General features: G+C 58.2%; 28 protein-coding genes. 24 read left to right on the top strand and 4 right to left on the bottom strand.

The annotated features are described in order from the left end of the window. The first annotated feature begins 266 nt into the window (after positions 1 to 266). The 5 genes from AC1RKC_RS18770 to AC1RKC_RS18750 are packed head-to-tail and all read left to right on the top strand — an operon-like array spanning position 267 to position 4,701. On the top strand, positions 267 to 1,760 hold the full coding sequence (locus AC1RKC_RS18770; protein WP_261139439.1) for an APC family permease: 1,494 nt from the start codon (positions 267 to 269) through the stop codon (positions 1,758 to 1,760). Continuing rightward, complete coding sequence (locus AC1RKC_RS18765) at positions 1,735 to 2,322, top strand: DUF3156 family protein (RefSeq protein ID WP_261139437.1); 588 nt, start codon at positions 1,735 to 1,737, stop codon at positions 2,320 to 2,322. The genes AC1RKC_RS18770 and AC1RKC_RS18765 overlap by 26 nt, the downstream gene beginning before the upstream one ends. Next, positions 2,315 to 3,097 (top strand): SDR family NAD(P)-dependent oxidoreductase, encoded by a 783-nt coding sequence (locus AC1RKC_RS18760; RefSeq protein WP_048762883.1) that lies wholly within the window; start codon positions 2,315 to 2,317, stop codon positions 3,095 to 3,097. The genes AC1RKC_RS18765 and AC1RKC_RS18760 overlap by 8 nt, the downstream gene beginning before the upstream one ends. A 10-nt stretch (positions 3,098 to 3,107) precedes the next feature. Continuing rightward, the gene (locus tag AC1RKC_RS18755) at positions 3,108 to 3,905 is read left to right on the top strand and encodes a molybdenum cofactor biosynthesis F family protein (protein WP_261139435.1); all 798 of its coding nucleotides are present in this window, start codon (positions 3,108 to 3,110) and stop codon (positions 3,903 to 3,905) included. Positions 3,906 to 3,909: 4 nt separating this feature from the next. Continuing rightward, positions 3,910 to 4,701 (top strand): SDR family oxidoreductase, encoded by a 792-nt coding sequence (locus tag AC1RKC_RS18750; protein ID WP_048762884.1) that lies wholly within the window; start codon positions 3,910 to 3,912, stop codon positions 4,699 to 4,701. A 52-nt stretch (positions 4,702 to 4,753) separates the two neighbouring features. Here the strand turns inward: AC1RKC_RS18750 and hpaR are convergent, their stop codons facing one another. Further along, positions 4,754 to 5,206 (bottom strand): homoprotocatechuate degradation operon regulator HpaR, encoded by a 453-nt coding sequence (gene hpaR / locus AC1RKC_RS18745; protein ID WP_041415197.1) that lies wholly within the window; start codon positions 5,204 to 5,206, stop codon positions 4,754 to 4,756. 359 nt (positions 5,207 to 5,565) lie between these two features. Between hpaR and AC1RKC_RS18740 the strand changes: the two genes are divergently transcribed. The 11 genes from AC1RKC_RS18740 (at position 5,566) to hpaC (ending at position 16,369) form a co-directional block, all read left to right on the top strand. Then, positions 5,566 to 6,198, top strand: coding sequence for a fumarylacetoacetate hydrolase family protein (locus AC1RKC_RS18740; protein ID WP_046374572.1), 633 nt, complete (start codon positions 5,566 to 5,568; stop codon positions 6,196 to 6,198). Beyond that, the gene (locus AC1RKC_RS18735) at positions 6,195 to 6,959 is read left to right on the top strand and encodes a fumarylacetoacetate hydrolase family protein (RefSeq protein ID WP_020825083.1); all 765 of its coding nucleotides are present in this window, start codon (positions 6,195 to 6,197) and stop codon (positions 6,957 to 6,959) included. The genes AC1RKC_RS18740 and AC1RKC_RS18735 overlap by 4 nt, the downstream gene beginning before the upstream one ends. Continuing rightward, positions 6,956 to 8,410 carry a 5-carboxymethyl-2-hydroxymuconate semialdehyde dehydrogenase gene (hpaE, locus tag AC1RKC_RS18730; protein WP_046374571.1) on the top strand — a complete coding sequence of 485 codons (1,455 nt, stop codon included), beginning with the start codon at positions 6,956 to 6,958 and terminating at the stop codon, positions 8,408 to 8,410. The genes AC1RKC_RS18735 and hpaE overlap by 4 nt, the downstream gene beginning before the upstream one ends. Positions 8,411 to 8,447: 37 nt before the next feature. Beyond that, positions 8,448 to 9,521 carry a 3,4-dihydroxyphenylacetate 2,3-dioxygenase gene (gene hpaD, locus AC1RKC_RS18725; RefSeq protein ID WP_020825085.1) on the top strand — a complete coding sequence of 358 codons (1,074 nt, stop codon included), beginning with the start codon at positions 8,448 to 8,450 and terminating at the stop codon, positions 9,519 to 9,521. A gap of 51 nt (positions 9,522 to 9,572) precedes the next feature. Next, positions 9,573 to 9,959 carry a 5-carboxymethyl-2-hydroxymuconate Delta-isomerase gene (locus AC1RKC_RS18720; RefSeq protein ID WP_020825086.1) on the top strand — a complete coding sequence of 129 codons (387 nt, stop codon included), beginning with the start codon at positions 9,573 to 9,575 and terminating at the stop codon, positions 9,957 to 9,959. Between the two features lie 10 nt (positions 9,960 to 9,969). Beyond that, entirely contained in the window at positions 9,970 to 10,773 is an 804-nt protein-coding gene (hpaH, locus tag AC1RKC_RS18715; protein ID WP_020825087.1) for a 2-oxo-hept-4-ene-1,7-dioate hydratase, read from the top strand. 46 nt (positions 10,774 to 10,819) lie between these two features. Next, positions 10,820 to 11,614 (top strand): 4-hydroxy-2-oxoheptanedioate aldolase, encoded by a 795-nt coding sequence (gene hpaI, locus AC1RKC_RS18710; RefSeq protein WP_276545030.1) that lies wholly within the window; start codon positions 10,820 to 10,822, stop codon positions 11,612 to 11,614. A gap of 30 nt (positions 11,615 to 11,644) precedes the next feature. Further along, positions 11,645 to 13,015, top strand: coding sequence for a 4-hydroxyphenylacetate permease (gene hpaX, locus AC1RKC_RS18705; RefSeq protein ID WP_020825089.1), 1,371 nt, complete (start codon positions 11,645 to 11,647; stop codon positions 13,013 to 13,015). Positions 13,016 to 13,184: 169 nt separating this feature from the next. Continuing rightward, a complete protein-coding gene (hpaA, locus tag AC1RKC_RS18700; protein ID WP_044554078.1) occupies positions 13,185 to 14,081 on the top strand; it encodes a 4-hydroxyphenylacetate catabolism regulatory protein HpaA in 897 nt (298 codons plus the stop codon). Positions 14,082 to 14,273: 192 nt separating this feature from the next. After that, positions 14,274 to 15,836 carry a 4-hydroxyphenylacetate 3-monooxygenase, oxygenase component gene (hpaB, locus tag AC1RKC_RS18695; RefSeq protein ID WP_115060186.1) on the top strand — a complete coding sequence of 521 codons (1,563 nt, stop codon included), beginning with the start codon at positions 14,274 to 14,276 and terminating at the stop codon, positions 15,834 to 15,836. Positions 15,837 to 15,853: 17 nt separating this feature from the next. Next, positions 15,854 to 16,369: a 4-hydroxyphenylacetate 3-monooxygenase, reductase component gene (hpaC, locus tag AC1RKC_RS18690; protein ID WP_122077028.1), complete on the top strand. Its 516-nt coding sequence runs from the start codon at positions 15,854 to 15,856 to the stop codon at positions 16,367 to 16,369. A 37-nt stretch (positions 16,370 to 16,406) separates the two neighbouring features. Here the strand turns inward: hpaC and ampH are convergent, their stop codons facing one another. After that, the gene (gene ampH, locus AC1RKC_RS18685; protein ID WP_020825093.1) at positions 16,407 to 17,549 is read right to left on the bottom strand and encodes a D-alanyl-D-alanine-carboxypeptidase/endopeptidase AmpH; all 1,143 of its coding nucleotides are present in this window, start codon (positions 17,547 to 17,549) and stop codon (positions 16,407 to 16,409) included. A gap of 327 nt (positions 17,550 to 17,876) precedes the next feature. Further along, positions 17,877 to 18,635, bottom strand: a complete 759-nt coding sequence (locus AC1RKC_RS18680) for a FadR/GntR family transcriptional regulator (RefSeq protein ID WP_020825094.1) — start codon at positions 18,633 to 18,635, stop codon at positions 17,877 to 17,879. 235 nt (positions 18,636 to 18,870) lie between these two features. On the opposite strand from AC1RKC_RS18680, the gene AC1RKC_RS18675 reads away from it, so the two are divergent. Genes AC1RKC_RS18675 through fucP form a run of 7 tightly spaced genes read left to right on the top strand, consistent with a single transcriptional unit; the run spans position 18,871 to position 25,032 of the window. After that, complete coding sequence (locus AC1RKC_RS18675) at positions 18,871 to 19,611, top strand: SDR family oxidoreductase (RefSeq protein ID WP_020825095.1); 741 nt, start codon at positions 18,871 to 18,873, stop codon at positions 19,609 to 19,611. A gap of 38 nt (positions 19,612 to 19,649) precedes the next feature. Beyond that, on the top strand, positions 19,650 to 20,495 hold the full coding sequence (locus AC1RKC_RS18670) for a fumarylacetoacetate hydrolase family protein (protein WP_041414170.1): 846 nt from the start codon (positions 19,650 to 19,652) through the stop codon (positions 20,493 to 20,495). Positions 20,496 to 20,509: 14 nt separating this feature from the next. Then, positions 20,510 to 21,787 carry an L-fuconate dehydratase gene (locus AC1RKC_RS18665; RefSeq protein ID WP_048762886.1) on the top strand — a complete coding sequence of 426 codons (1,278 nt, stop codon included), beginning with the start codon at positions 20,510 to 20,512 and terminating at the stop codon, positions 21,785 to 21,787. A gap of 14 nt (positions 21,788 to 21,801) precedes the next feature. Next, positions 21,802 to 22,665 (top strand): amidohydrolase family protein, encoded by an 864-nt coding sequence (locus tag AC1RKC_RS18660; protein ID WP_048762887.1) that lies wholly within the window; start codon positions 21,802 to 21,804, stop codon positions 22,663 to 22,665. Continuing rightward, entirely contained in the window at positions 22,643 to 23,419 is a 777-nt protein-coding gene (locus AC1RKC_RS18655) for an L-fucose dehydrogenase (RefSeq protein ID WP_201895765.1), read from the top strand. Before AC1RKC_RS18660 ends, AC1RKC_RS18655 begins: the two co-directional genes overlap by 23 nt. After that, the gene (locus AC1RKC_RS18650; protein WP_046374566.1) at positions 23,416 to 23,775 is read left to right on the top strand and encodes an L-rhamnose mutarotase; all 360 of its coding nucleotides are present in this window, start codon (positions 23,416 to 23,418) and stop codon (positions 23,773 to 23,775) included. The genes AC1RKC_RS18655 and AC1RKC_RS18650 overlap by 4 nt, the downstream gene beginning before the upstream one ends. 27 nt (positions 23,776 to 23,802) lie before the next feature. Further along, positions 23,803 to 25,032 carry an L-fucose:H+ symporter permease gene (fucP, locus tag AC1RKC_RS18645; protein WP_020825101.1) on the top strand — a complete coding sequence of 410 codons (1,230 nt, stop codon included), beginning with the start codon at positions 23,803 to 23,805 and terminating at the stop codon, positions 25,030 to 25,032. Between the two features lie 17 nt (positions 25,033 to 25,049). Here fucP and AC1RKC_RS18640 read toward each other — a convergent pair whose 3' ends face one another. Further along, a complete protein-coding gene (locus tag AC1RKC_RS18640) occupies positions 25,050 to 26,123 on the bottom strand; it encodes a GGDEF domain-containing protein (RefSeq protein ID WP_020825102.1) in 1,074 nt (357 codons plus the stop codon). A gap of 263 nt (positions 26,124 to 26,386) precedes the next feature. Between AC1RKC_RS18640 and AC1RKC_RS18635 the strand changes: the two genes are divergently transcribed. After that, complete coding sequence (locus AC1RKC_RS18635) at positions 26,387 to 26,671, top strand: DUF1435 domain-containing protein (RefSeq protein ID WP_020825103.1); 285 nt, start codon at positions 26,387 to 26,389, stop codon at positions 26,669 to 26,671. The last annotated feature ends 163 nt before the right edge of the window (positions 26,672 to 26,834 follow it).

Below are 26,834 nucleotides of genomic sequence, written 5' to 3'. Positions count from 1 at the left end.
GCCGCTCCCCACGGCTCGTTCTTAAGAACGATAGACAGTCTTAATCCCGTTTGTTCTCTCTGTGAAAACCTTTTCTGGCCTACGAAAACCATAACGGTTGATTGGGCACCAAAGGTAAGACGAAAAAGCTATGGTTTGGCCTCGTCCTTAAGGACGATAGTCAGCATTTTCTTTTCCTCTCTATAGTGATATTGCCGCCACTGGCGACGAAACACCTGCAAAAGCACCATCAGGGCCAAACGATAAAACTATAAGAGGACATAACCATGAACCTGTCGTCGCGGCTTCATGCCCATCTTGAGCGGGGCAAGGTCGGATTCCCCACCACGCTGGCCAGCTCGGTCGGGGTGATTATGGCCAGCCCGGTGATCCTCACCGTGACCAGCGGTTTCGGCATCGGCGGCGATACCTTCGCGCTGGCAATGCTGATCGCCTTTATCATGATGCAGGCCCAGCTCACCACCTTCTCGGAAGCGGCGGCGATCTTGCCGACCTCCGGATCGGTGTATGACTATATCGCCTGTGGTATGGGACGCTTTTTTGCCATTACCGGCGCACTGTCGGCCTACCTGATCGTGCATATCTTTGCCGGGACCGCCGAAACCATTCTATCCGGCATTATGGCGCTGGTGAATTTTGAGCACCTTAATACCCTGATGGAAACCCACAATGCTTCCTGGATGGTGGGGGTGGGGTTGGTCATCGTGTTCGGTGCACTCAACGCCTTCGGCATCGAGGCCTTCGGTAAAGCGGAGATCGTGCTGACCTTCGCCATGTGGAGCACCCTGGTGATATTTGGCATTACCGGGCTGCTTTCGCCGCATGCGGTACCGCTGGAAGGCTGGTTCGGCAGCACGCTGAGCCTGAGCGATCCCTTTGCGGTATTCAGCCTGATCGGCATGGCGATGTTTATGTTCGTCGGTTGTGAGCTGGTCACGCCGATGGCGCCGGAGATCAAACGCTCCGCCAGCGTGATCCCACGGGCGATGTCGCTGGGGCTGTGTGGCGTGGCGGTGTGCATGGCGTTGTACGGCGCGGCGCTCAGCCATCAGGTGGAAAACGTGGTGGTGGATGCCGCCAACGGCGTTCATCTGCTGGATACGCCGATGGCGATCCCGGCTTTTGCCGGTCAGGTGATGGGCGAGTTCGGCAAATACTGGTTGGGTATCGGGCTGCTGCTGGCCGGGGCGGCGACCATCAACACGCTGATGGCGGCGGTGCCGCGTATTCTTTACGGCATGGCGCTGGACGGGGCATTGCCACGTATCTTCGCCTATCTGCACCCCCGTTTTAAAACCCCGGTGGTGGGTATTCTGGTCGCGGTATTGATCCCCTGCGTGCATGCCTTTGCCATTCAGGGCAATCTCGACCGTATTATTCCGCTGGTGCTGGCGGCGGTGTGCGCCTGGGGCGTGGCCTACCTGCTGGTCACCTGCTCGGTGGTGATCCTGCGTATTCGCCGCCCGGATCTGCCACGCGCTTACAAATCTCCCTGGTTCCCGCTGCCGCAAATTGTCTCCAGCGTGGGCATCGTGCTGGCGATTATCTATATCACCCCGCCGGGCATGGATCCGCGTGCCGTCTATATCCCGTTCAGCATCATGATTGGCTTGACTGCCGCCTATGCGCTGTTCTGGACCCTGTGCGTGCAAAAGGTCAATCCGTTTAAACCGGTGCCGGTCGAACAGGTACTGGAAACGGCCTTTGCCAAAACGGAAAGCGAGGAGGCCCAGTTTGATCGGCTTACTTCCCTCACTTAATCGCTACTGGCAGCGCTCCCCGGCGGGCTACCAGCCGGGCGTCACCCTCAGCCGGCTGGCGAACAATCTGCAGCCCTATGCCTGCGAGCGCCTTTCGCCCTGCCTGCTGCGCCTGACCTTGCCGCAGGGGGCGGTTATCGACATTAGCGAACAGGTCAGCGCGCTGTTTATGGCGCATATCGTTAGTCAGCGTTTCTGCGTGCAGGGGGCGTGCTCGCAGAAGGAGCCGCTGACGCTACGCATTAACGCCGGCGGTTGGTTGCGGCGACGCGGCGTGGTTTATCGCGCGACCCGGGATGATGCCGTAGCGCAGCGAATGATTGCCGCTCTGTGGCGCTATCCGCAGATTGCCGAAACGCTGGAGCAGCTGGATTTTCGGCGTATCCAACTGACGGTCGCGGCCGGTCATTGGCGGCTGGAGATCGAACATTTTGCCGCTTCGGAAGTGGTCAGCCGTTTGCCTGCCGGTCGCCGCTATCTGCGGCTGGAACCGGAGCAGCGGCGCTTGCTGCTGAGCAGCCTGCTGATGATCGGCCAATTGATGGAGAAACTGGATGAGTAGAGTGGTGGTGATTACCGGCGGCGGCACCGGCGTGGGGGCTGCGTGCGCCAGGCTGCTGGCGAGCAGGGGCGATCGGGTCTTTATCATCGGCCGCCGCCGTGAACCTCTGATGGCGCTGGCGGACGACATTGGCGCGCAGGCATTGGTGGGGGATGCGGCCAGCGGTGAATGCTGGCAAAGCCAGCTGATGCCGGCCATTTTGCAGCAGGCCGGGCGCATTGATTGCCTGATCTGCAGCGCCGGCGGGATGGGGCTGGGGCGCATTACCGAAATGAACGATGACCAGTGGCGTCAGGCGCTGGACAGCAACCTCAACAGTGCTTTTGCCAGCGCCCGCGCCTGCCTGCCGGAGCTGGTGAAAACCGGCGGCAACCTGCTGTTTGTCGCCTCTATCGCTTCGCTGGCCGCCGGGCCGGAGGTGTGCGGCTACGTGACCGCCAAACATGCGCTGATTGGGCTGATGCGCTCCATCGCTCGTGACTACGGCCCGCTGGGCGTGCGTGCCAACGCGGTGTGTCCCGGTTGGGTCACTACGCCGATGGCGGATGAAGAGATGCAGCCGCTGATGGCTGAGTACCACCTTACGCTGGAGCAGGCTTACCAACGGGTATGCCGCGACGTGCCGCTGCGTCGCCCGGCCAGCGCCGAAGAGATCGCCGCTATCTGCCGTTTTCTCTGTTCGGAGGACGCGTCGATCATTACCGGTGCGGCGCTGGTGGCCGACGGCGGCTCCACCATTGTCGACGTACCGACATTGGCTTTTACTTCCCTTTAAGGAGCATCAAATGAGTACAGAAGCGGTATTTATTCAGGTTGGCGCACTGGCGGAAGGCTTTGCGCCGCACAGCAATACGCTGGAACAGCAGCATGGGTTGAGCGGTAACACGCTGACATTACGTTTTGCCGACGGTGAAATGCTGAGTTGTCACTTTGTCGATGAGCAGACGCTGAGTTGGGGGGAGTACAGGGGCATCGCTTATCGCGCCACCAGCATTCGCCCCGGCATTCTGTTTATCGATTTTCTCGATCCCGCACAGGAGAACGCCAGCATCACGCTGGTGTGCGATCGCAACCAGGGTAATTTCACGGCGGTGTATGGCCAGTTGCCGGATGAGGAACAAGCCCGTCTGGACGCCTTCAGCCGGGTTGAGCAAGGGTTGCCGCTGACGGCGGTCAACGTTGAATTCCACTTTGGCACGCTGGATAACGCCGATGTTGCGCCGCCAGAGTTCACCGACGAGCTGATTGGCATGCGTAACATGTATACCTACAGCCAGACCGAGCGTTACGAACACATTTATCTGAACGACAATTTCTACGCCTGGCAGTGCCTGGATGGCGTGGAGAAAGGGCTGGCGGATGTCGATCGCTGCCACTACGTGAAGGTGGCCGAACAGCTGTACCTGTTTGTCTGGCGAGAGAAGATTGTGCCGACGCTGGGCGTGGTCATGATCGATCTGCAAGGCATGCGCACCGACGGCAAGATCCTCGGCTATCAGGGCAGTGATTTCAGCGCGCTGAGCAATTTTGCGGTAGGCGCCCATGCGCAGGTGCTGAACACCACCCACCATCCACGGGGATAGTCCGATGAATGCAACCTATGCGGCTGATGCGTTCAAGGGGCAGGTGGTGCTGGTGACGGGCGGTGCGCAGGGCATCGGGCTGGCGATCGTCAGTGCCTTTGCTCAGTTGGGCGCGACGGTGGTGATGGCGGATCTGCAGCTGCAAAAAGCGCAGGATGCCGCCGAGACGCTGCAACAGCAGGGCGGGCAGGTCCAGGCGATGGCCTGCGATCTGGCCGATCCGGGGCAGATTGCCGAACTGGTTGCAGCGGTGGGGCAGCAGCATCAGCGGCTGGACGTGGTGATCCATAACGCGGCTTACTTCCCGCTGACGCCCTTTGTCGAGATTGACGCTGTGTTATTGCAACGCACGCTGAGCGTTAATCTGATGGCGCCGTTCTTTCTGGCGCAGGCGGCTTTACCCTGGATGCAACGTCAGGGCGGGGGCTGCATTTTGGTGACGTCGTCGGTGACCGGGCCACGGGTCGCCTATCCGGGGTTGGCGCACTATGCCGCTTCAAAGGCCGGAGTAAACGGGTTTATTCGCGCGGCGGCGCTGGAACTGGCGGCGGCTGGCGTCAGGGTCAACGGTGTGGAGCCGGGAATGATCCGCACGCCGGCGATGGCCAATCTGGGGGGCGCGGCGGTCAATCAGGCGATTGCGGCCGCAGTGCCGCTCGGGCGATTGGGGGAGCCGGAAGACATTGCGGCGGCGATGGTGTTTCTCGCCTCACCGGCGGCCGCCTATATGACCGGCCAAACGCTGGTGGTGGACGGCGGCGCGTTACTCCCCGAGGCTCATCCTGTTCTTTCTTGACGTTGCAGCCTGGCTGCAACGCCAATTAATCAGAGGATGATAATCGGAAGGATCATTTCTTTGTGGGATGAGCGGTCACGTTGGCGGGCAGTTTATCCCCCAGGGTGATCAGCTCGTCCAGTAAGGTCATCAACTGGTCCATTTTCTGCTGTGAAAATGCGGCTTCGATTTCAGCGTACCCCTGTTCTACCTGGTGGCGCGCCACTTCATACAGCTCCTGACCCTGCTGGGTGAGAGACACGTACAGCTTGCGCTGATCGTTAACCGGTTTCAGGCGGAAAATCAGCTTATCGCGTTCCATGCGCGACAAAATGCCGGTCAGGCTGGGGCGCAGGATGCAGGTTTCTGCTGCCAATTCGTGGAATTCGATCGAACGACTATTGGCCAAAACGCGAATGATGCGCCATTGCTGTTCGGTCAGGTTATGGCTTTTCAGGATCGGGCGAAAAAAGCCCATGGCGGTTTCACGCGCTTGCAGCAGGGCAATGGTTAAGGACTCATGCATAGATTTGGCCTTGGCTATAAGGGTGTTCGTCATTCAGGCATTTACCGTTGTGGCTCAGCAGGTGGCCGTGCGGACACTGCAATACCCCTATCGGTAAATCCTGATTTTATTAATAACTTAATAGTAGCCAAGTTTACCCAGATGGATAAAGCGAAAACGCATCCGCAGCGGTAAAAATCACCTAAAAATGATTAATTCGTTGAATAATCACGCCAATGTTCATGGGTTGTGAATATTTTGTTATCACGATCACAAATCAATCCACCGGCGTTGCGTAAAAGCTGAACAGCGTATAAAAGTATTCATTAACATATTAATGAATGCCGAATTGCCCTGTTGTGTCATTGAAAGGAGTTTGCATGAAAGGCACCGTATTTTCCGTCGCGTTGAATCACCGCAGCCAGATAGACGCTTGGGATCAGGCGTTTCATCAGCCGCCGTATAAAACCCCGCCGAAGACCCCGGTGTGGTTTATCAAACCGCGCAATACCCACCTCGCCAACGGCGGGGCGATCCCGTTTCCTGCCGGTGAGCAAGTGCAAAGCGGCGCCACGCTGGCGGTAGTGATTGGCAACACCGCCCGTAAGGTGCCGGCCGAACGGGTCGCCGACTATCTGGCCGGTTATGCGCTGGCCAACGACATCAGCCTGCCGGAAAGCAGCTTCTACCGCCCGGCGATCAAAGCGAAATGCCGCGACGGTTTTTGCCCGTTGGGGGAGATCGGTTCATTGGTGACCACCGATGCGGTGGAGATCATCACCGAAATCAACGGGGTAGAGCAGGATCGCTGGTCGACGGCCGATTTGGTGCGTTCGGTGCCGGAACTGATCGCCGCCATCAGCGATTTTATTACCCTGCAGCCGGGCGACGCAGTGCTGATCGGCACGCCACACCAGCGGGTGGAGATCAAACCTGGAGATGAAGTGAGGGTGCGTGCCGCCGGTTTGCCGACCCTGACCAACCGCGTAGTGCAGGCAGGAGAAACCGCATGAGACACGCCCGTATTCGCCATCATGGCCAAATTGTTAATGTCAGCGTCGACGAGCAACTGCGCGTGACGTTGCCGGACGGCACGGTGTTGCCAGAGCAGGACGTCGAGTGGTTGCCACCGGCGCAGGGCACGGTGTTTGCCCTGGGGCTGAACTATGCCGATCACGCCAGCGAGCTGGAATTCAAGGCCCCGGAAGAGCCGCTGGTGTTCCTCAAGGCGCCGAACACCCTGACCGGCCATCGGCAGGTTTCGGTACGTCCGGCCAACGTCGACTATATGCACTACGAAGCCGAGCTGGTGGCGGTGATCGGCAAGACGGCGCGTAACGTCAGCCGCGAAGATGCCATGGCGTATGTGGCGGGCTACACGCTGTGCAACGACTACGCCATTCGCGACTATCTGGAAAACTATTACCGCCCGAATCTGCGGGTGAAAAGCCGCGATACCCTGACGCCGATTGGGCCGTACATCGTCGATCGTGACGATATCGCCGATCCGCACCGTCTGGCACTCAGCACCTACGTTAACGGCGAGCTGCGTCAGCGCGGCAGCACCGCCGACATGATTTTCGATATCCCCTACCTGATCAGTTACCTGAGTGAATTTATGACGCTGCAGCCGGGCGACATGATCGCCACCGGCACGCCGAAAGGGCTGGCCGACGTGCAGCCGGGCGATGAAGTGGTGGTGGAGATTGAGGGCATCGGCCGTCTGGTTAACCACATCATCAGTGAAAAAGATTACGAGGAAAGCCTGCGATGAAAACCATCAACCATTGGATTAACGGTAAAAACGTAGCCAGCAAAGAGTATTTCACTACCACCAACCCGGCCAACGGCGAGGTGCTGGCAGAGGTCGCTTCCGGCGGGCAGTTGGAGATCGATCAGGCGGTGGCTGCCGCCAAGGCTGCGTTCCCGAAATGGGCCAATACGCCAATGAAAGAGCGTGCTCGCCTGATGCGTCGTCTGGGCGAGCTGATTGACGAGAACGTGCCGCAGATTGCCGAGATGGAAACCGCCGACACCGGCCTGCCGATCCACCAAACCAAAAACGTGCTGATCCCGCGCGCTTCTCACAACTTCGAGTTCTTTGCCGAGATCTGCCAGCAGATGAACGGCCGTACCTATCCGGTGGACGACAAGATGCTCAACTACACGCTGATCCAGCCGGTGGGGGTGTGTGCGCTGGTGTCACCGTGGAACGTGCCTTTCATGACCGCAACCTGGAAGACCGCGCCTTGCCTGGCGCTGGGCAATACCGCGGTGCTGAAAATGTCCGAGCTGTCGCCGCTGACCGCCGATCGCCTGGGCGAACTGGCGCTGGAAGCCGGCATTCCGGCCGGGGTACTCAACGTGGTGCAGGGTTACGGCGCCACCGCCGGGGATGCGCTGGTGCGTCATAAGGACGTGCGTGCGGTGTCCTTTACCGGCGGCACCGCCACAGGACGCCGGATCATTGAAAACGCGGGCTTGAAGAAGTTTTCCATGGAGCTGGGCGGGAAATCGCCGGTACTGATTTTCGAAGATGCCGACATCGAACGTGCGCTGGACGCCGCGCTGTTCACCATTTTCTCGATCAACGGTGAACGCTGCACCGCCGGTTCGCGCATCTTTATTCAAGAGAGCATTTACCCGGAATTCGTCAAACGTTTTGCCGAGCGCGCCAACCGCCTGCGCGTAGGCGATCCGCAGGATCCCAACACGCAGGTTGGGGCGTTGATCAGCCAGCAGCACTGGGAAAAAGTGTCCGGCTATATCCGCCTCGGGCTGGAAGAAGGCGCCACCCTGTTGGCCGGTGGCCCGGACAAACCGGCTGGCCTCAGCCACGGCAACTTCCTGCGGCCAACGGTGCTGGCGGATGTCGACAACCGGATGCGCATCGCGCAGGAGGAGATTTTCGGGCCGGTGGCCTGCCTGCTGCCGTTCAAATCGGAAGAAGACGGCCTGCGCATGGCCAACGACGTGGAGTATGGCCTGGCGTCGTACATCTGGACGCAGGATGTGAGCAAGGTGCTGCGTCTGGCCCGCAATATTGAAGCGGGGATGGTTTTCGTCAATACCCAAAACGTACGCGATCTGCGCCAGCCGTTTGGCGGCGTGAAATCTTCCGGCACCGGCCGCGAGGGCGGGGAATACAGCTTTGAAGTGTTCGCCGAGATGAAGAACGTGTGCATTTCCATGGGTGACCACCCGATCCCGCGCTGGGGCGTTTAAGCCTCAAACCATAATAAAAAAGAAGGAGATGAGAACAATGACGACCAAACTTACCACCGATGCTGTCCCTGCTCCCGATGTTGTGCGCTGCGCCTATATGGAAATTCAGGTCACCAACCTTAAAGCCGCGCGCGAATTCTACGTCGATATCCTGGGTCTGGTTGTGACCGCCGAAGACGAGAAAACTCTCTATCTGCGGTCGATGGAAGAGTTTATCCACCATAATCTGGTGCTGCGTGAAGGACCGGTGGCTGCGGTTGCGGCCTTTGCCTTCCGGGTGCGTACGCCGGAAGACGTCGATCGGGCCGAAGCCTATTTCAAAGCGTTAGGTTGCCGTACCGAGCGTCGGGTGAATGGCTTCGCCAAAGGCATTGGCGATTCGGTCCGGGTAGAGGATCCGCTCGGCTTCCCGTACGAATTCTTCTACGACGTGCAGCACGTCGAGCGTCTGGCCTGGCGTTACGATCTCTACACGCCAGGGGCGCTGGTACGTCTCGACCACTTTAACCAGATCACGCCCGATGTTCCGCGTGCGGTGGAATACATCCAGGGCCTGGGGTTCCGCGTGACGGAAGATATCCGGGATGAAAATGGCGTGGTTTACGCCGCCTGGATGCGCCGCAAAGCCACGGTGCACGACACCGCGATGACCGGCGGCGCCGGGCCGCGTATGCACCATATTGCGTTCGCCACCCATGAAAAACACAACATTCTGGCCATCTGCGACAAGCTCGGCGCACTGCGTAAATCCGATTTGATCGAACGTGGCCCAGGCCGCCACGGCGTCTCTAACGCCTTCTATCTCTATCTGCGCGATCCCGATGGCCATCGCGTAGAAATCTATACCCAGGATTACTACACCGGCGATCCTGACAACCCGACCGTGAGCTGGGATGTGCATGATAACCAGCGCCGCGACTGGTGGGGCAACCCGGTAGTGCCAAGCTGGTACACCGAGGGGTCACTGGTGCTCGATCTCGATGGCCAGCCGCAGCCGGTTATCGAACGCAACGCGCCAAGCGAAATGGCCGTCACCATTGGCGCGGATGGTTTTTCCTATACCCGTCAAGGCGATACAGAGAAAGGCTTTAAGCTCGGCAACACCCTGTAGCCCCCAACGCGCGGACAGGCGTTCGCGCAAATTCGTCTCCCGGAGATTGCTATGCCGCATTTTTATGCTGAATGCACCAATAACATCCGCGAAGAAGCCGAGCTCCCCGCGTTGTTCGCCAAGGTCAATCAGGCACTGGCGGACACCGGTATTTTTCCGCTGGCCGGAGTGCGCAGCCGCGCTATCTGGCTGGATACCTGGCAGATGGCCGACGGTAAGCACGATTACGCCTTCGTGCATATGACATTGAAGATTGGTCACGGCCGCAGCCTGGAAAGTCGTGAACAGGTGGGTGAGATGCTGTTTGCGCTGATCAAAGAACATTTTGCCGCGCTGATGGCCAGGCGCTATCTGGCGCTGTCATTCACGATGGAAGAGCTGGATCCGGTGCTGAACTACAAGCAAAACAATGTCCACGCGCTATTTCGCCAAGGCTAAGGGGCCGTCAATGTTGAATAAAGAGCTGGTTAGTCGTGCCGTGCAGCGCTTGCATCAGGCGGAGCAAAACCGCGAGCAGATACGCGCGCTGTCGCTGGATCATCCCGAGATCACCATTGAAGACGCTTACGCCATTCAGCGCCAGTGGGTAGAGCTGAAGATCGCCGAAGGGCGCAAACTCAAGGGTCATAAAATCGGCCTGACGTCGCGCGCCATGCAGGTCAGCTCCCAAATCTCCGAGCCGGATTACGGCGCGCTGCTGGACGACATGTTTTTCAACGATGGCAGCGATATTCCCATCGACCGTTTTATCGTGCCGCGCGTCGAGGTGGAGCTGGCCTTCGTGCTCGCCAAGCCGCTGCGCGGGCCAAACTGCACGCTGTTCGACGTTTATAACGCCACCGATTACATCATTCCGGCCCTGGAGATCATCGATGCGCGCAGCCATAACGTGGATCCCGAAACTCAGCGCCCGCGCAAGGTGTTCGACACTATTTCCGACAATGCCGCCAACGCCGGGGTGGTGATGGGCGGGCGGCCGATCAAACCGGACGCGTTGGATCTGCGTTGGATCAGCGCGTTGCTGTACCGCAACGGCGTGATTGAAGAGTCTGGCGTGGCGGCAGCGGTGCTGAACCATCCGGCCAACGGCGTGGCCTGGCTGGCCAACAAACTTTTCCCGTACGACGTAGAGCTGGAAGCCGGGCAGGTGATCCTCGGCGGTTCCTTCACCCGACCGGTTGCCGCCCGACGTGGCGACACCTTCCATGCGGATTATGGCCCGATGGGCTGCATCAGCTGTCGCTTTGTCTGATCGGCCCTTTCCCTGTGGGAGAGTGGAAAAACCAATGGAGAACACCATGTTAACCAACCCTTTCAAGCAGGCGTTGCAGGAAAAACGCCCGCAGATTGGCCTGTGGCTGGGGCTGTGCAGCAGCTACAGCGCAGAAATGCTGGCCGGGGCCGGTTTCGACTGGCTGCTGATCGACGGCGAACACGCGCCCAACAACGTACAAACGGTATTGGGCCAGCTGCAGGCCATCGCGCCTTATCCGAGTCATCCAGTGGTGCGTCCGGCATGGAATGATCCGGTGATGATCAAGCAACTGTTGGACGTCGGTGCGCAGACGCTGCTGATCCCGATGATCCAGAACGCAGAACAGGCGCGTGACGCGGTGCGAGCCACCCGTTATCCGCCGCATGGCATACGCGGCGTTGGCAGTGCGCTGGCTCGTGCTTCCCGCTGGAACAGGGTGCCGAATTACCTGCAACAGGCCGACGCGCAGATGTGCGTACTGGTGCAAATCGAAACCCGTGAGGCGGTGAAAAACCTGGATGCCATCCTGCAGGTGGAGGGGGTCGACGGGGTATTTATCGGCCCGGCGGATCTCAGTGCCGACATGGGGTTTTCCGGCAATCCACAGCAGCCGGAAGTGCAGCGCACCATCGACGACGCTATAGCGCGCATCAGCGCCGCCGGTAAGGCAGCAGGCATTCTGACGGCCAACCCGGAACTGGCGCAGCACTATCTGGCGTCCGGCGCGCTGTTTGTCGCAGTAGGGGTGGATACCACCCTGCTGTCGCGAGCGGCGGAATCTTTGGCCAGCCGCTTTAAACAAGAGCGGCCGTCCGTACAGTCCCCGAGCGTTTATTAGGTTGCAGGCCGCCATCTTATTGGAGACACCATGAGCAACGTCGATTCGCTGCCGCCGGTCAACCCGGCGCAGCAACATAAAGCGTTAACCGCCGCCGAGCAATCGGTGATTAAAAAGTTATTTCGGCGACTGATTATTTTCCTGTTTGTGCTGTTTGTTTTCTCTTTCCTCGACCGCATCAACATCGGTTTCGCCGGGCTGACGATGGGCAAGGATCTCGGCCTGAGCTCGACCATGTTCGGCCTGGCGGCAACCTTGTTCTACGTCACCTATGTGATCTTCGGCATTCCGAGCAATATCATGCTGGGGATCGTCGGCGCGCGACGCTGGATCGCCACCATCATGGTGCTGTGGGGCATCGCCTCGACCTGTACGCTGTTCGCCACCGGGCCGACCAGCCTGTACCTATTGCGGATGATCGTAGGCATTACCGAGGCCGGTTTTCTGCCGGGGATTTTGGTGTATCTCACCTATTGGTTCCCGGCTTTTTACCGCGCTCGCGCCAACGCGCTGTTTATGATCGCCATGCCGGTAACCATGGCAATTGGCTCATTGGTGTCCGGCTATATTCTGGCGCTGGACGGGCTGATGAACCTCAAAGGGTGGCAATGGCTGTTCCTGTTGGAGGGCATTCCTTCGGTGCTGTTGGGCGTGGTGGTGTGGTTCTACCTCGACGATACTCCTGCCAAAGCCAAATGGCTGACCGACGAGGAAAAGGCCAGTCTGAAGGCGATGATGGAGGCGGACAAACTGCAACTGGTGCAGCCCAATGGGCCGGGCAGCCATCGGGCATTGCAACAGCGTAGCCTGTGGCGGGAAATTTTCACCCCGATTGTGCTGATGTATACCCTGGCTTATTTCTGTCTGACCAACACCCTGAGCGCCATCAATATCTGGACGCCGCAGATCCTGCAGAGCTTCAATCAGAGCAGCAGCAACATAGTGATCGGTATTCTGGCGGCGATCCCGCAGGTCTGTACCATCGCCGGCATGGTGTGGTGGAGTAAGAGATCGGATCGGCTGCAAGAGCGCAAACACCACACCGCGCTGCCGTACCTGTTTGCCGCTGCCGGCTGGCTGCTGGCGTCGGCCACCGATCACAGCATGATCCAGCTGCTGGGGATCGTGATGGCGTCGGTGGGGTCGTTCACGGCGATGGCGATCTTCTGGACTACGCCGGATCAGTCCATCAGCCTCGAGGCGAGGGCGATTGGGATCGCGGTGATCAATGCCACCGGCAATATCGGATCTGCGGTCAGCCCGGTATTGATCGGCTGGTTTAAGGATCTGACCGGCAGCTTTAACTCTGGGCTGTATTTCGTTTCGGCGTTGTTGATCATCGGTGCCGTGATCGTGTGGCGGATCCCGATGCAGGGCTCGCGTCCACGGGCCACGCCATAAGCCTGATATTAGGCTATTTTACTTGCCATTTTGGCCTAGGGCAGTGCTCGGAACCCTGACGTACTGCGTGTACGCTCGGGTTCCTGCGCGCTGTCCATGGCCAAACTGTCTGCGACAATGACGCCTAATAAAAGGCTTATCACGGATCTCATCGCTGATGGAGGATGATGTGCAGAAAAGTACCGGTTTTATCGCCAATATCGATATCTGCAAAGAGTACGATGCGCGTTACGCCACCGACGAAGTGCACTATGAAACCTTCGCCGGACTGGCGGCGTTTTTTGGCCGTGATATGCAGGTGCATTGGCACGATCGGTTTTTCCAGATGCATTTTCTGGAGACCGGCAAGATTGAGCTGCAGCTGGACAGCCAGCACTATTCGGTGCAGGCACCGCTGTTCATCCTGACGCCGCCCTCGGTGCCCCATGCATTTTTCACCGAACCGGACAGCGACGGCCACGTGCTGACGGTACGCCAGGAGCTGATTTGGCCTTTGCTGGAGCGCCTCTACCCTGGCAGCAATCTGGCGTTGGACATGCCGGGCATTTGCCTTTCACTGGCGGATGCACCGCAGGAATTGACCGCGCTTAGCCATTACTGGGCGCTGATCCGGCGTGAGTTCAGCCAGAGGTTGGTGGGCCGCGAACAGACGCTGGTGCTGTTGGCGCAGGCGGTGTTTACCCTGCTGTTGCGCAATACCACGCTGGAGGATACTGCCACCAGCGGCGTGCGGGGTGAGCTGAAGCTGTTCCAGCGTTTCAACAAGATGGTCGATGAGCGTTTTCGCGATCACCTGGCGGTGCCGGACTATGCTCAGGCGCTCGGCGTCACCGAATCGCGGCTCAACGATTTGTGCCGACGGTTTGCCAATCAGCCCCCCAAACGTTTGATCTTCGATCGCCTGCTGCGCGAAGCCAAGCGCATGCTGCTATTCAGCGCCTGTACGGTGCATGAAACTGCCTACAGCCTGGGCTTTAAGGATCCGGCCTATTTCGCGCGTTTCTTCAATCGTCTGGAAGGCTGTTCACCCTCGACCTACCGCGCCGCGCAGCATCCCCTTTCATAACGGCGGAACACCGTCTGGATCACAATTCGCGGCGATTGCGGCCAACCCGCCTGAAAAGTACCGGCGTTTGCCGCAAAAGTCTCTTCTCGAAACCGGCCCTGGAAGCTTCAATTAAGCAACCAAAAGAAAACATTATTTTAACAAGCGACCGAATCCACGGTCTGCACTATGCCGATTACGAGGAAGACTTAAATGAAACCTGAAGACTTTCGTGCTGACAACAAACGCCCGTTCACCGGTGCCGAATACCTGAAAAGTTTGCAGGACGGTCGTGAGATTTATATCTACGGCGAACGAGTGAAAGATGTCACCACTCACCCGGCATTCCGTAATGCAGCGGCTTCGGTCGGTCAACTGTACGACGCGCTGCACGATCCGGTCAGCCAGGATCGCCTGTGCTGGAACACCGATACCGGCAACGGCGGTTACACTCACAAATTCTTCCGCTACGCCCGCAGCCCGGAAGAGATGCGCCAGCAGCGTGATGCCATCGCCGACTGGTCGCGCCAGAGTTACGGTTGGATGGGGCGCACCCCGGACTACAAAGCAGCCTTCGGGTGTGCGCTGGGGGCTTATCCCGAGTTTTATGGTCAGTTTGCCGATAACGCGCGCCACTGGTACAAACGCATTCAGGAAACCGGCCTGTACTTTAACCACGCTATCGTTAACCCACCGATTGACCGCCACAAGCCGGTCAACGAAGTGAAAGACGTTTACATTCAGGTGGAGAAAGAGACCGACGCGGGCATTATCGTCAGCGGGGCCAAGGTGGTGGCGACCAACTCGGCGCTGACCCACTATAACTTTATCGGTTTTGGTTCTGCCCAGGTAATGGGGGATAACCCGGACTTCGCGTTGATGTTTGTGGCGCCGATGGATGCCGAAGGGGTGAAGCTGATTTCTCGCGCCTCTTATGAGCTGGTGGCGGGCGCAACGGGATCCCCGTTCGATTATCCGCTTTCGAGCCGTTTCGATGAGAACGATGCGATCCTGATTATGGATCATGTGCTGATCCCGTGGGAAAACGTGCTGATCTACCGCGATTTCGATCGTTGTCGTCGCTGGAGCACGCAAGGGGGCTTCGCTCGTCTGTTCCCGCTGCAGGCCTGTGTGCGCCTGGCGGTGAAGATGGACTTTATCACCGCGCTGCTGCAAAAAAGCCTGTCCTGTACCGGCGTGCTGGAGTTCCGTGGCGTACAGGCCGATCTTGGCGAAGTGGTGGCCTGGCGCAATATGTTCTGGTCACTGAGCGATGCGATGTGCGCCGAGGCCACCAAATGGGAAAACGGCGCTTATCTGCCGGATTCCACCGCGATGCAAACTTACCGCGTGATGGCACCAATGGCCTACACCAAGGTGAAGCACATTATCGAAAAGAACGTCACCAGCGGTTTGATTTATCTGCCGTCCAGCGTGCGCGACATGAATAACCCGGAGATCGATAAATACCTGGCGCGTTACGTGCGCGGATCCGACGGTATGGATCACGTTGAACGCATCAAGATCCTCAAGCTGATGTGGGATGCGATCGGCAGCGAATTCGGCGGTCGCCACGAGCTGTATGAGATCAACTACGCCGGCAGCCAGGATGAGATCCGCCTGCAGTGTCTGCGCAACGCACAGGGATCCGGCGCCATGAACCAGATGATGGAGATGGTCGACAAATGCCTGTCCGACTACGACCAGCACGGTTGGAAAGTGCCGCATCTGCATAATAATGGTGACATTAATCAGCTGGATAACTTGCTCAAGTGATCCTGAAGGAGGGGTGTATGTCTCAGGAAAATGAACACCGTTTGCTGTTTCGCGACGCGATGGCCAGCCTGTCCGCCGCGGTGAATATCGTCACTACCGACGGTCCTGCGGGGCGCTGCGGCATTACCGCCACCGCCGTGTGCTCGGTGACCGATACGCCGCCGACGCTGCTGGTTTGCATTAACCGCAACAGCGCGATGAACCCGGTTTTCCAGGCGAATCAGCGTCTGTGCGTTAACGTATTGAACCATGAGCAGGAGCTGATGGCGCGCCACTTCGCCGGTATGACCGAACTCAGCATGGAGGATCGTTTCCGTCTGGAGGAGTGGCAAAACGGCGCACTGGATCAGCCGGTGCTGCGTAACACGCTGGCCAGTCTGGAAGGGGAGATCGAGCAGATCCAGAGTATTGGCACTCATCAGGTTTATCTGGTGCAGATCCGCCAGATCCGGGTGAGTGCGGGCGGTAACGGCCTGATCTACTTCAAACGCAACTTCCATCCGGTGATGCACAAGATGGCGGCGTTAGTCTGAAAATGGCGGGGCGCACGGGCTGCGCCCCGTTACGGCATTAGCTTTTGTTGGTCGCCAACTCGGCGACCAGCCGGTTAACCGGATCGCTCATGTTGGTGAATTTACTCAGTTCCGAGCGGGTTACCACCACAAATACCCCAACGTTTTTCTGCGGGATCATCGCCATATAGGTGATAAAGCCACCGCCACCGCCGGTTTTCTGAATAATCCCCGGCAGTTCGCCGTTCGGCGCCATATACACCCATCCCAATCCCAGGGCGCTGGCTTCACCCGGCACATCCATCCCTTTGAGCGAAACCAGATCGTTACGCTGGAAGTACATGGTCTGCTCGCTGGCCGCGGTTGATTTGCGTGGGCCGGAGACGTTGGAAGTGAGGAACTGTTGCATCCAGCGCTGCATATCGCGTGGGGTAGAGTAAACGCCGCCGCTGCCGGCCGCGGCCGTGGTATCGCGGCAGGCGCTGGGGCCGGCTGAGGCAACCATCAGCCGTGAGCACTGCTCGGCACTGGGGGTCAGGGTGGTGTCGACCATACCGAGCGGCGCGGTGATTTTTTCTTTCAGCAGGGCGCTGTAAGGTTTACCCGCCGCTCGTGACAGCGCATCCGCCAGCAGGTCATACGCCAGGTTGGAATAAGAGGCACGTACGCCCGGCGGTACCGTCACGTTGGCATGCTCCAGCCACTGCCAGCGCTGCGCTTTGGTCGGCCAGGTGAACACCGGCGTTTTAGGCGGCTTCTTGCCCGGTTGCTCACGCGGCAGTGCGCTGGTGTGGGTGGCCAGGTTCAGCAAGGTGATCGGCTGGCGAGCGTTATAAGCCGGTACGTAGGCACCGGACGGGGCGTATTTGCGCAGCGGATCGGTGAGTTTGACCCGGCCTTCCGCCGCCATTTTGACCATCACTTCGCTGGTCATCAGCTTGGTGATCGAGGCGATGCGGATCAGGGAATCCGGGCGCGGACGCAGGTTGTTACCGGGTTTGGTGTCGCCAAAACTGCGGTTAACCACCTGATTGCCGTCGATCACCACCAGCGCCATGCCGGTGGCGCCGCTGTTGTAGAAAATGTGCTCGGCATATTGGTCGACGATTTGCGAAGCCAGCTGCGGGGCGGCGGCCTGCGCGGCCAGCGGAGCGGCACACAGGCTCAGCGCCAGCAATGAAGCGGAGAAAGAGTTCTTCAACGATGGTTATCCATTTTAAAAGGCAGCAGTGAAAGGGCCTATACCCGTCGTCTTTCAAGCCGCAGCGTTCAAATCCGTTTCCGACAGATTTGTCACTCACCCCAGTTACTGTAGGGGGCGAATATATTCGCCCCGATTAATGCGGGCGCAGCATGCGGCGCCTCTACAAAAGCTGGGGATGAGCGAGCAGGTCGCCTAACTGCAACTTGAAAGCCATAGGGTGCAATGCAATATGCTGTCAGTGTAATGTGCCTGAGCCTTGGCTGCATGTGGAAAAAAGGCGGTTTGAGAAAAAATTTCTCACCGCCCTGATGCCGACCAATCGTCCTACTGCGCGCGGGCGAAAATGGCGATCACTTCGTCCAGATGCGCTTTCATCGCCTTGCGTGCGCCACGCACGTCACGCGCCTCGATAGCGGCCAGAATTTCCCGGTGTTCTTGCTCGGAACGGTGCGGCATGTCATCCGGCGTATAGTGACGCTGAAGTACGCGGAACATGCTGCCGTAGCGGTGGCCGAGCAGGTGGCCGATGATAAAGGCATAAGCTGGGTTGCCGCTGGCCTGGGCGATGCGGATATGGAACAGCCGATCGCCGGGATGGGTGGCCGATCCCGCGCGGTTATCACGGCAGTTTTGCTCGTAGGCCTCACGGATGCCCGCCAGTTCCTGATCGGTGGCGTGCCGTGCCGCCAGTGCCGCCGTTTCGGGCTCGATCAACAGGCGGGTTTGCAGCAGTGAGAACGGCGGCAGCTCGGCGTTAAAATCCAGCTCGATATTCAATTCATCATCGATTTCCGCCCACTGATCCCGGCCGGCCTGGGCCATCACCGGCTCTTGCGATGTCATCACCGGCGTTTGCGCCCGGACGATCACCCCGTTGCCGACTTTGACATCCACCAGGCCAATCACTTCCAGCGCGATTAGCGCCTCTCGAACGGAGGCCCGGCTAACCTGTAACTGCTGGGCCAGATCGCGTTCGGAGGGCAGGCGGCTGCCGGGAGGAAATTCATTGTTATCGATAAGCCGTTTCAATTGGTCGGCTATCTGTCTGTAAATACGAGGGTTTTCCAGTCGGGTGATCGGCATTTTTTACCTTGGCCTTTTCCGTGTTAAGTGATTCAGCGCACAGTTATTAGTCAAACCGCTTGAGTAATCGTTATTCAAGTGTAAAAAATTGGTTAATCAAAAAGCTGTTTCAAGTGTATCTCATAACATTCTCACCAAACCATAACGCGTAAAGCGTCTTTTGTCATGTTAAAGGCCTGACCTTTAATCGCCCTAAGTGGCCTGACCATTAGACCTTTAAGCCAAGGGAGCGAAAATGAATTTAACCGGAAAACGCGTGCTGATCACCGCCGCCGGCCAGGGGATTGGCTTCAGTACCGCCAAACTTTTTGCTGAGGCAGGCGCGCAAGTCATTGCCACCGACATCAACACCGAGCAACTGCAGGGTTTGCCCGGCATCGAGCCAATGACGCTTAACGTCACCGATGCCGCGGCGATTGCGGCAGCGGCGGAAAGCCTTGGTCCGATCGACGTGCTGTTCAACTGCGCCGGCGTGGTACACAGCGGATCAATCCTGGAGTGCAGTGAGGATCAGTGGGCATTTGCGCTGGATCTGAATGTGACCGCGATGTACCGCATGATCCGCGCCTTTCTGCCCGGCATGCTGGCGCGAAAAAACGGGTCGATTATCAATATGTCCTCGGTGGCTTCCAGCGTGAAAGGAGTGCCTAACCGCTTTGCCTACAGCGCCACCAAGGCGGCGGTAATCGGCCTGACGCGTTCGGTGGCGGCGGATTACGTCACTCAGGGCATCCGTTGCAACGCCATTTGTCCCGGCACGGTGGAGTCGCCTTCGCTGCGGCAGCGCATCGCCGAGCAGGCGCGCGAGCAGGGACGCAGCGAAGAAGAGGTGTACCAGGCGTTTGTGGCTCGTCAACCGATTGGCCGTATCGGCACCACCGGCGAGATAGCCCAATTGGCGCTGTATCTGGCCTCCGACGCCAGCTCCTACACCACTGGGACCGTACAGATTATCGATGGCGGCTGGAGCAACTGAGGCCAGGCGCTTTGGAACATTTTTAGAGTGAGGACATCATGAAACTTTTACGTTACGGCGCACCGGGACAGGAACGCCCAGGAATATTGGATCCGCACGGGCAGATCCGCGACCTGTCGCAGCATATTGCCGACCTGAGCGGGGATGCGTTGCTGCCGGCGGCCTTGGACAAACTGCGTGCGCTGGACATCAACCAACTGCCGCGGGTGGAAGGACAACCGCGACTGGGGCCGTGCGTGGGCCACATCGGCAAATTTATCTGCATTGGCCTCAATTATGCCGACCATGCGGCGGAAACCGGCGCGGCGATCCCCTCCGAGCCGGTAGTGTTCAACAAATGGACCAGCGCGGTGGTCGGGCCGAACGATGAGGTACAAATCCCGCGTGACTCGCTTAAAACGGACTGGGAAGTGGAGCTGGGCGTGATTATTGGCCAGGGCGGACGCTACATCAGCGAACAGGACGCGATGCGCCACGTCGCCGGTTACTGCGTGATTAACGACGTTTCGGAGCGTGAATTCCAGATTGAACGCGGCGGTACCTGGGACAAAGGCAAAGGCTGCGACACCTTTGGCCCCACCGGCCCCTGGCTGGTGACCGCCGACGAAATTGCCGATCCCCATAGCCTGAACCTGTGGCTGGAGGTGGACGGCAAGCGTTATCAGGACGGCAACACCAGCACCATGATCTTCCGCATTCCGCAAATTATCAGTTACCTGAGCCGTTTTATGAGCCTGCAACCGGGCGATGTGATCTCGACCGGTACGCCACCGGGCGTCGGCATGGGGCAGAAACCCACGCCTCTCTACCTGAAAGCCGGACAGACGATGCGGCTGGGTATCGAGGGATTGGGTGAACAGCGTCAAACAACCGTACAGGCCTGATGGGGAGCATTGCCATGACAACGATTACCGCACTGCGGGTGGAAGATATTCGCTTCCCGACTTCATTGGCGCTGGACGGATCCGATGCGATGAATCCGGATCCCGACTACTCCGCCGCTTATGTGATCCTGGAGACCGATCGCGCCGATCTGAGCGGCCACGGGCTGACTTTTACCATTGGCCGCGGCAATGAGATCTGCTGCGCGGCGATCCGCGCGCTGGAGCACCAGATCGTCGGTGTCACTCTGGAAGAGATCGCCGCCGATATGGGGGCCTTTTGGCGTCGTTTTACCAGCGACAGCCAGCTGCGTTGGATCGGGCCGGACAAGGGGGCGATCCACCTGGCGACCGGCGCGGTGATCAACGCGGTTTGGGATCTGTGGGCCAAAGCCGAGGGGAAGCCGGTGTGGCGGCTGGTGGCGGAGATGACGCCAGAGGAACTGGTGCGCTGCATCGATTTTCGCTACATCACCGACTGCATTACGCCGCAGGAGGCGCTCACGCTGCTCAAACAGCGGGCGCAGGGTAAAGAGCAGCGTCTGGAACGGCTGCTGGAGGAAGGCTACCCCTGCTACACCACCTCCGCCGGGTGGCTGGGCTACCCGGACGACAAGCTGCGTCGGCTGTGTCAGGAAGCGGTCGATGCCGGTTTCTCCTACCTGAAGCTGAAGGTGGGGCGCGATCTGGAAGACGATATCCGCCGCGTGCGCATTGCTCGCGAGGTCATCGGCCCCGATCGCCAACTGATGATAGACGCCAACCAGGTCTGGGAGGTCAACGACGCCATCCCTTGGGTGAAACATCTGGCATTCGCCAAGCCCTGGTTTATCGAAGAGCCCACCAGCCCGGATGATGTCGAAGGGCACCGTCGCATTCGCGAAGGGGTGCATCCGGTCAAGGTTGCCACCGGCGAGATGTGCCAAAACCGCATTATGTTCAAGCAGTTCATCATGCGTGAAGCGATTGACGTGGTGCAGATCGACGCCTGTCGCCTGGGGGGCGTCAATGAGGTGCTGGCGGTGATGCTGATGGCGGCCAAATACAACCTGCCGGTATGTCCGCATGCCGGAGGTGTGGGGCTGTGTGAATACGTTCAGCATCTGTCGATGATCGACTACCTGTGCATTGCCGGTACCCACGAAGGACGGGTGATCGAATACGTCGATCACTTACATGAACACTTTGTTCACCCTTGCGACGTCAAGGGGGCGGCCTATATGCCGCCACGTCATCCGGGTTACTCGATCGAGATGCACGCGTCATCGCTCGAACAGTATCGGTTCCGCGGTTGAACGGGAAACAGCCCATGCTGCGCATCGATGCCCACCAACATTACTGGCAATACCATCCGCAACGCTACCCGTGGATCAGCGAGCAGATGGCGGTGCTGCAGCAGGACTTTGGTCCGGCGCAGCTTGCTCCATTGCTGCAGCGCCACGGTTTTGACGGTGCGCTGGTGGTGCAGGCCCGGCACGGCGAGCAGGAAACACAGGAACTGTTGGCACAGGTGCAGCAGAGCCGTGGCGTCTGCGGGGTAGTGGGCTGGCTGGACATCACTGCGCCGCAGCTGGCGCAGCGGCTTGATGAATGGCGGCAGCAGCCTCTGCTGCGTGGCCTGCGTCATCTGGTGCAGGATGAACCGCAGCCGGACGCCTGGCTGGCGCGGCCGGAAGTGCGGCGCGGCATGCAGATGCTGCAGCGGCAGGGCTACGTCTACGACATGTTGGTCACCCACCGGCACTTGACGGCGGCGGCGCAGTTTGCCGCTGAACATGACGACTACTGGTTGGTATTGGACCATCTCGGTAAACCGGATATCGCTTTGGGCGCAAAGCACTGGGCGCAGCAAATCAAGCCGTTGGCGGCATTGGGCCATGTGGTCTGCAAACTGTCGGGGCTTATCACCGAAGTGCCCGGTGGCCGGTGGCAGGCATCGCAGCTGCTGCCGTTTTTTGATGCGGCGCTGGAGGCATTCGGCCCGCAGCGGCTGATGTTTGGTTCCGACTGGCCGGTGTGCCTGCTGGCCGGGGACTATGGCCAGGTTTATCAACTGAGTGAGCAGGCGATCGCCACGCTGAGTCCTTCGCAACAGGCGGAGATTTGGGGCGGCACCGCCTGCCGAATTTATGGCTTAACGGAGTCTGGTTATGGATCTGTATCTGAAAGATAAGGTGGTGATCGTCACCGGCGGCGGTTCCGGCATCGGTGCGGCCATCACCCTGCTGCTGGCGGAGGAAGGGGCGATCCCGGTGATTGTCACCAACGCTGCGCCAGAGGCGGAGTTTCTGGCGCAGCTACGGCGGTTGCAGCCGCAGAGTGCGGTGATCATCACCGACTTATGCGAAGAGCAGGATTGTCGACGGGCGGTGGCGCAAACGCAAGAGACCTTCGGCCGCATCGATGCGCTGGTGAATAACGCCGGTGTTAACGATGGCGTGGGGTTGGAGGCCGGCCGCGAGGCCTTTGTCGGATCGCTGGAGAAAAACCTGATCCATTACTACCTGATGGCGCACCTGTGTCAGTCGGCGCTGCAAAACAGCAAGGGTGCCATCGTCAACATCGCTTCCAAAACGGCCCTGAGCGGGCAGGGCGGCACCAGCGGTTATACCGCCGCCAAGGGCGCCGTGCTGGCGTTGACCCGCGAGTGGGCGGTGTCGCTGCGCCATGAAGGCGTACGGGTGAATGCGGTGGTTCCGGCGGAGGTGATCACTCCGCAGTATCAGCGCTGGATCAGTACCTTCGCGCAGCCGGAACAGCAGCTCGAGAAAATTACCGCACGCATTCCTCTCGAACATCGGATGACCACGCCGCAGGAAATCGCCAACACCGTGGTGTTTTTGATTTCATCGCGTTCGTCGCACACCACCGGGCAATGGCTGTCGGTGGATGGCGGTTATCTGCATCTTGATCGGGCGATCACATGAGTGGCGCGGCGGACAGGGGACGGCGCTTTTGTCAGGCGCTCGATCTGGTCGACTCACCGGCGCTGATCGAGGAGTACCTGCACCATCACCAGCGTATCTGGCCGGAGATTGCCGCTCATCTGCGGGAGCACGGCATTTTGGATATGGAGATTTATCGGCTGGGCACCCGGCTGTTCATGATTGTTGACGTTAGTACCGAGTTCGATGCCGCGCGGTTTGCCGCCGCCGGCCTGAGCAACCCCCACGTGCAGCGCTGGGAAGCCCTGATGTGGCAATACCAGGTCGCCACCCCCTGGACGCCGAAAGGCGAAAAATGGGTGGAGATGGAGCAGATATTTTCTTTGCAAAAACAATAACATCGCTACCCTACCGAGGATATATCAATGCTTGCTGAAAAAAGTGCGGCCCCGCCACAGCTGGGCGTCAAGTCAACCGCCAACCTGCGCTGGGCTTTTATTCTGGTCACCAGCCTGTTCTTTATGTGGGGGCTGTCGTATGGCCTGTTGGACGTATTAAACAAACACTTCCAGGAGACATTGCACGTTACCAAGGCGCAGTCGGGATTATTGCAGGCGGCATATTTCGGCGCCTACTTCCTGGTGGCGCTGCCCGCCGGCTATTTTATGGATAAGAAAGGGTACAAGGCCGGAATTTTGGTCGGGCTGTGCCTGTATGCGCTGGGGGCGTTGCTGTTTGTGCCGGCGGCATCCGCCAACAGCTTCGCCATGTTCCTGTTCGCGCTGTTTGTCATTGCCTGTGGACTGGGCTGCCTGGAAACGGCGGCCAACCCTTATGCCACGGTGCTGGGCGACGCGAAGGGGGCTGAACGGCGGCTGAACCTTTCCCAGTCGTTTAACGGTCTGGGGCAGTTTATCGGCCCGATGATCGGCGGCACGCTGTTTTTCTCTGCCACCCAAGGGGCGAGCAGCGGTGACCAGAGCGCGGTGAAGATGACCTATGTGGCAATCGCCGTGCTGGTGCTGCTGATTGCCTTTTTGTTCGGCCGCACCCGGCTGCCGGACATTCGTGAGGAAGAGCAACCGGAACACGGTGAAATCGCTCAGGGGCTATGGCAGCACAAACACTTTGTCGGCGGGGTGATCACCCAGTTCTTCTATGTGGCAGCCCAAGTGGGCGTCGGTGCATTCTTTATCAACTACGCCACCGAACACTGGAACGAAGTGTCCAACCAAAGTGCGTCCTACTTGCTTTCTATCGCCATGATTTGCTTTATGGTCGGACGCTTCTTCAGCACCTGGCTGATGGGCCGGGTCAAGCCGGCCACGTTGCTGATGATCTACTCGCTGATTAACATTGCGCTGTGTGGCGTGGTGATGCTCAGCCTGGATGGGGTCTCGGTGGTGGCGTTGATCGCGGTGTTCTTCTTTATGTCGATCATGTTCCCGACCATTTTCGCCCTGGGGGTGAAAAACATGGGCAAACACACCAAGCGTGCCAGCTCCTTTATGATCATGGCGATCGTCGGGGGGGCCATCATGCCTTACTTTATGGGGGCGCTGGCGGACAAATACAGTACGGCACTGTCGTATGTGCTGCCGCTGTTGTGCTTCGGCGTGGTGTTTGTTTACGGTTTGCAGCAGCGCCGTCGCTAAAAGTCTGGCCCGCTGGCTCAGACAGCGGCGGGCTGTACGCTAGGTGCCAACTGAATATTATTGCGGCCGTTGTTTTTCGCCTGATACAAGGCGGCATCGGCCGCACGGATCGCCGAGGACACGTCAAGCTTGTCCAAGGCGGAGATCCCGGCGCTGAGCGTCACAGTGGTGCTTTCCAACTGGTTGAAGCGATGGGGGATTTTTAATCCCTGCACCCGCAGCCGCACCCGTTCGGCCAACTGGGTGGCGTAATCCTCGCTGACGTTGGTCAGCAGCACCAGAAACTCTTCCCCGCCGTAGCGCACCACAATATCGCGAGAACGCACCGAATCGCGGATGGTGATGGCAACCTGCACCAGCGCCTGATCGCCCATGGTATGACCATAGTTATCGTTATAAGCCTTGAAATGGTCGATATCGAGTAACACCACGAAATGACAACCCGACGGCGGCACCGTCAGCATATTGATTTTATTTTCCAGTCCCCGGCGGTTATAAAGCCCGGTTAAGGGATCGATCATGCTCAAATTGCTGAACCGGTCCCGTTCGTTATACAGATTGGCTACCAGCGTTTGGGTAAAAAGCTCGCTGCGTTTGAGCATCAGATGATGAATAGAGAATGCGATAATCGGCAATACCGTGGTGAATACGATCCTGGTGGTATTGTGCATACCGTCCAGTAATAGAATAACCAGGGCGGAAGGCACGGCGTGCAGGCAAAAAGCGATAAAGTTATCGGTTAAGGCAATGGCGCTGATAAAAAACATACTGAACAGACTAATTAATAGAAAACTTTGGTTGTTCGGCGCACAGTACTGACTTTTAACGTAAATATGGGCAGCCCACAGCAGGCCAAGCACGCAGGAAAATAGATTCAATTTTTTGACGTATAACCGTGGAGACTGCAAGGTAAATAACAGCGCCACCAGACAAAATATCGGTATACCTAATAAAGGTAGGGTAAAAGCTGGCTTGTCATTAAATGGGACCAATAATGTAAATATGGAAGAGGCCGCGTTCATTAACAAAAATAAAAATAATGATAAGCGGTGTTTGCTGTTCAGCAGTTCCTGATAAGAACGCGCGTTCATACGGAGTTCACTCTTCACAATATCGATCTGTCGAAAAATTAAGGTGGCGAAAAATTCTATCGGCGTGAATTAAACATTCGCATTGTATGGTTGTTGATTGTGATTATTAACATGCGAATAAGACTAAGAATTTTCTTATGGCAAACTATCATTTTTACACCGTTATGTCATCCGCGTTTGGTGGTTGCGGCGAAAATGATGCGCAGTGAAAAAAAGTGTTATATGATATTGGTTATCATTATCACTTGAAGGGTAGGGTTATCATGATTGCAGCCATGATTACCGCGTGTGGGTTGTGGGGCGTCAGTTGGTGCCTGGGCAATCGGCTGGCCAGCGCCTGGGGCGTTTTGTTGCCCTGCGCTTTAATGCCGTTACTGGCATTGATCAACCTGGATATGATGCAACTGCGTACGCTGATTGTGATCGCTATGCTGGCGACGCTGGTGATGTTGTTCAACAGCCGCTGGCGGCATTACCTGCTGCTGCCTTCCTGTATGGCATTGGCTGGGGGATTGGCGGCGATCAGCCTGAATTTCAATCTGGGATAAAAACGCAAAAATCACGCTATCGCGTGTTGGTTATCGTTTCGATTGGGAATGGCTTTGGGGGGAGGACTTCCGAAGAGATTTATCGATTGGTGCGAAGAGAGGGACTTGAACCCTCACGTCCGTAAGAACACTAACACCTGAAGCTAGCGCGTCTACCAATTCC

This window comes from Serratia sp. GW822-FHT06E05, from assembly GCF_058799445.1.
This window is presented reverse-complemented; position numbering and strand designations above follow the sequence as displayed.

Excerpts from the sequence above, each read along its gene's own strand:
- AC1RKC_RS18770 (WP_261139439.1), top strand. The coding sequence starts at position 267 with ATGAACCTGTCGTCGCGGCTTCATGCCCATCTTGAGCGGGGCAAGGTC.
- AC1RKC_RS18760 (WP_048762883.1), top strand. The coding sequence starts at position 2,315 with ATGAGTAGAGTGGTGGTGATTACCGGCGGCGGCACCGGCGTGGGGGCT.
- AC1RKC_RS18755 (WP_261139435.1), top strand. The coding sequence starts at position 3,108 with ATGAGTACAGAAGCGGTATTTATTCAGGTTGGCGCACTGGCGGAAGGC.
- AC1RKC_RS18750 (WP_048762884.1), top strand. The coding sequence starts at position 3,910 with ATGAATGCAACCTATGCGGCTGATGCGTTCAAGGGGCAGGTGGTGCTG.
- hpaR (WP_041415197.1), bottom strand. The coding sequence starts at position 5,206 with ATGCATGAGTCCTTAACCATTGCCCTGCTGCAAGCGCGTGAAACCGCC.
- AC1RKC_RS18740 (WP_046374572.1), top strand. The coding sequence starts at position 5,566 with ATGAAAGGCACCGTATTTTCCGTCGCGTTGAATCACCGCAGCCAGATA.
- AC1RKC_RS18735 (WP_020825083.1), top strand. The coding sequence starts at position 6,195 with ATGAGACACGCCCGTATTCGCCATCATGGCCAAATTGTTAATGTCAGC.
- hpaE (WP_046374571.1), top strand. The coding sequence starts at position 6,956 with ATGAAAACCATCAACCATTGGATTAACGGTAAAAACGTAGCCAGCAAA.
- hpaD (WP_020825085.1), top strand. The coding sequence starts at position 8,448 with ATGACGACCAAACTTACCACCGATGCTGTCCCTGCTCCCGATGTTGTG.
- AC1RKC_RS18720 (WP_020825086.1), top strand. The coding sequence starts at position 9,573 with ATGCCGCATTTTTATGCTGAATGCACCAATAACATCCGCGAAGAAGCC.
- hpaH (WP_020825087.1), top strand. The coding sequence starts at position 9,970 with ATGTTGAATAAAGAGCTGGTTAGTCGTGCCGTGCAGCGCTTGCATCAG.
- hpaI (WP_276545030.1), top strand. The coding sequence starts at position 10,820 with ATGTTAACCAACCCTTTCAAGCAGGCGTTGCAGGAAAAACGCCCGCAG.
- hpaX (WP_020825089.1), top strand. The coding sequence starts at position 11,645 with ATGAGCAACGTCGATTCGCTGCCGCCGGTCAACCCGGCGCAGCAACAT.
- hpaB (WP_115060186.1), top strand. The coding sequence starts at position 14,274 with ATGAAACCTGAAGACTTTCGTGCTGACAACAAACGCCCGTTCACCGGT.
- hpaC (WP_122077028.1), top strand. The coding sequence starts at position 15,854 with ATGTCTCAGGAAAATGAACACCGTTTGCTGTTTCGCGACGCGATGGCC.
- AC1RKC_RS18680 (WP_020825094.1), bottom strand. The coding sequence starts at position 18,635 with ATGCCGATCACCCGACTGGAAAACCCTCGTATTTACAGACAGATAGCC.
- AC1RKC_RS18675 (WP_020825095.1), top strand. The coding sequence starts at position 18,871 with ATGAATTTAACCGGAAAACGCGTGCTGATCACCGCCGCCGGCCAGGGG.
- AC1RKC_RS18670 (WP_041414170.1), top strand. The coding sequence starts at position 19,650 with ATGAAACTTTTACGTTACGGCGCACCGGGACAGGAACGCCCAGGAATA.
- AC1RKC_RS18665 (WP_048762886.1), top strand. The coding sequence starts at position 20,510 with ATGACAACGATTACCGCACTGCGGGTGGAAGATATTCGCTTCCCGACT.
- AC1RKC_RS18660 (WP_048762887.1), top strand. The coding sequence starts at position 21,802 with ATGCTGCGCATCGATGCCCACCAACATTACTGGCAATACCATCCGCAA.
- AC1RKC_RS18655 (WP_201895765.1), top strand. The coding sequence starts at position 22,643 with ATGGATCTGTATCTGAAAGATAAGGTGGTGATCGTCACCGGCGGCGGT.
- AC1RKC_RS18650 (WP_046374566.1), top strand. The coding sequence starts at position 23,416 with ATGAGTGGCGCGGCGGACAGGGGACGGCGCTTTTGTCAGGCGCTCGAT.
- fucP (WP_020825101.1), top strand. The coding sequence starts at position 23,803 with ATGCTTGCTGAAAAAAGTGCGGCCCCGCCACAGCTGGGCGTCAAGTCA.
- AC1RKC_RS18640 (WP_020825102.1), bottom strand. The coding sequence starts at position 26,123 with ATGAACGCGCGTTCTTATCAGGAACTGCTGAACAGCAAACACCGCTTA.
- AC1RKC_RS18635 (WP_020825103.1), top strand. The coding sequence starts at position 26,387 with ATGATTGCAGCCATGATTACCGCGTGTGGGTTGTGGGGCGTCAGTTGG.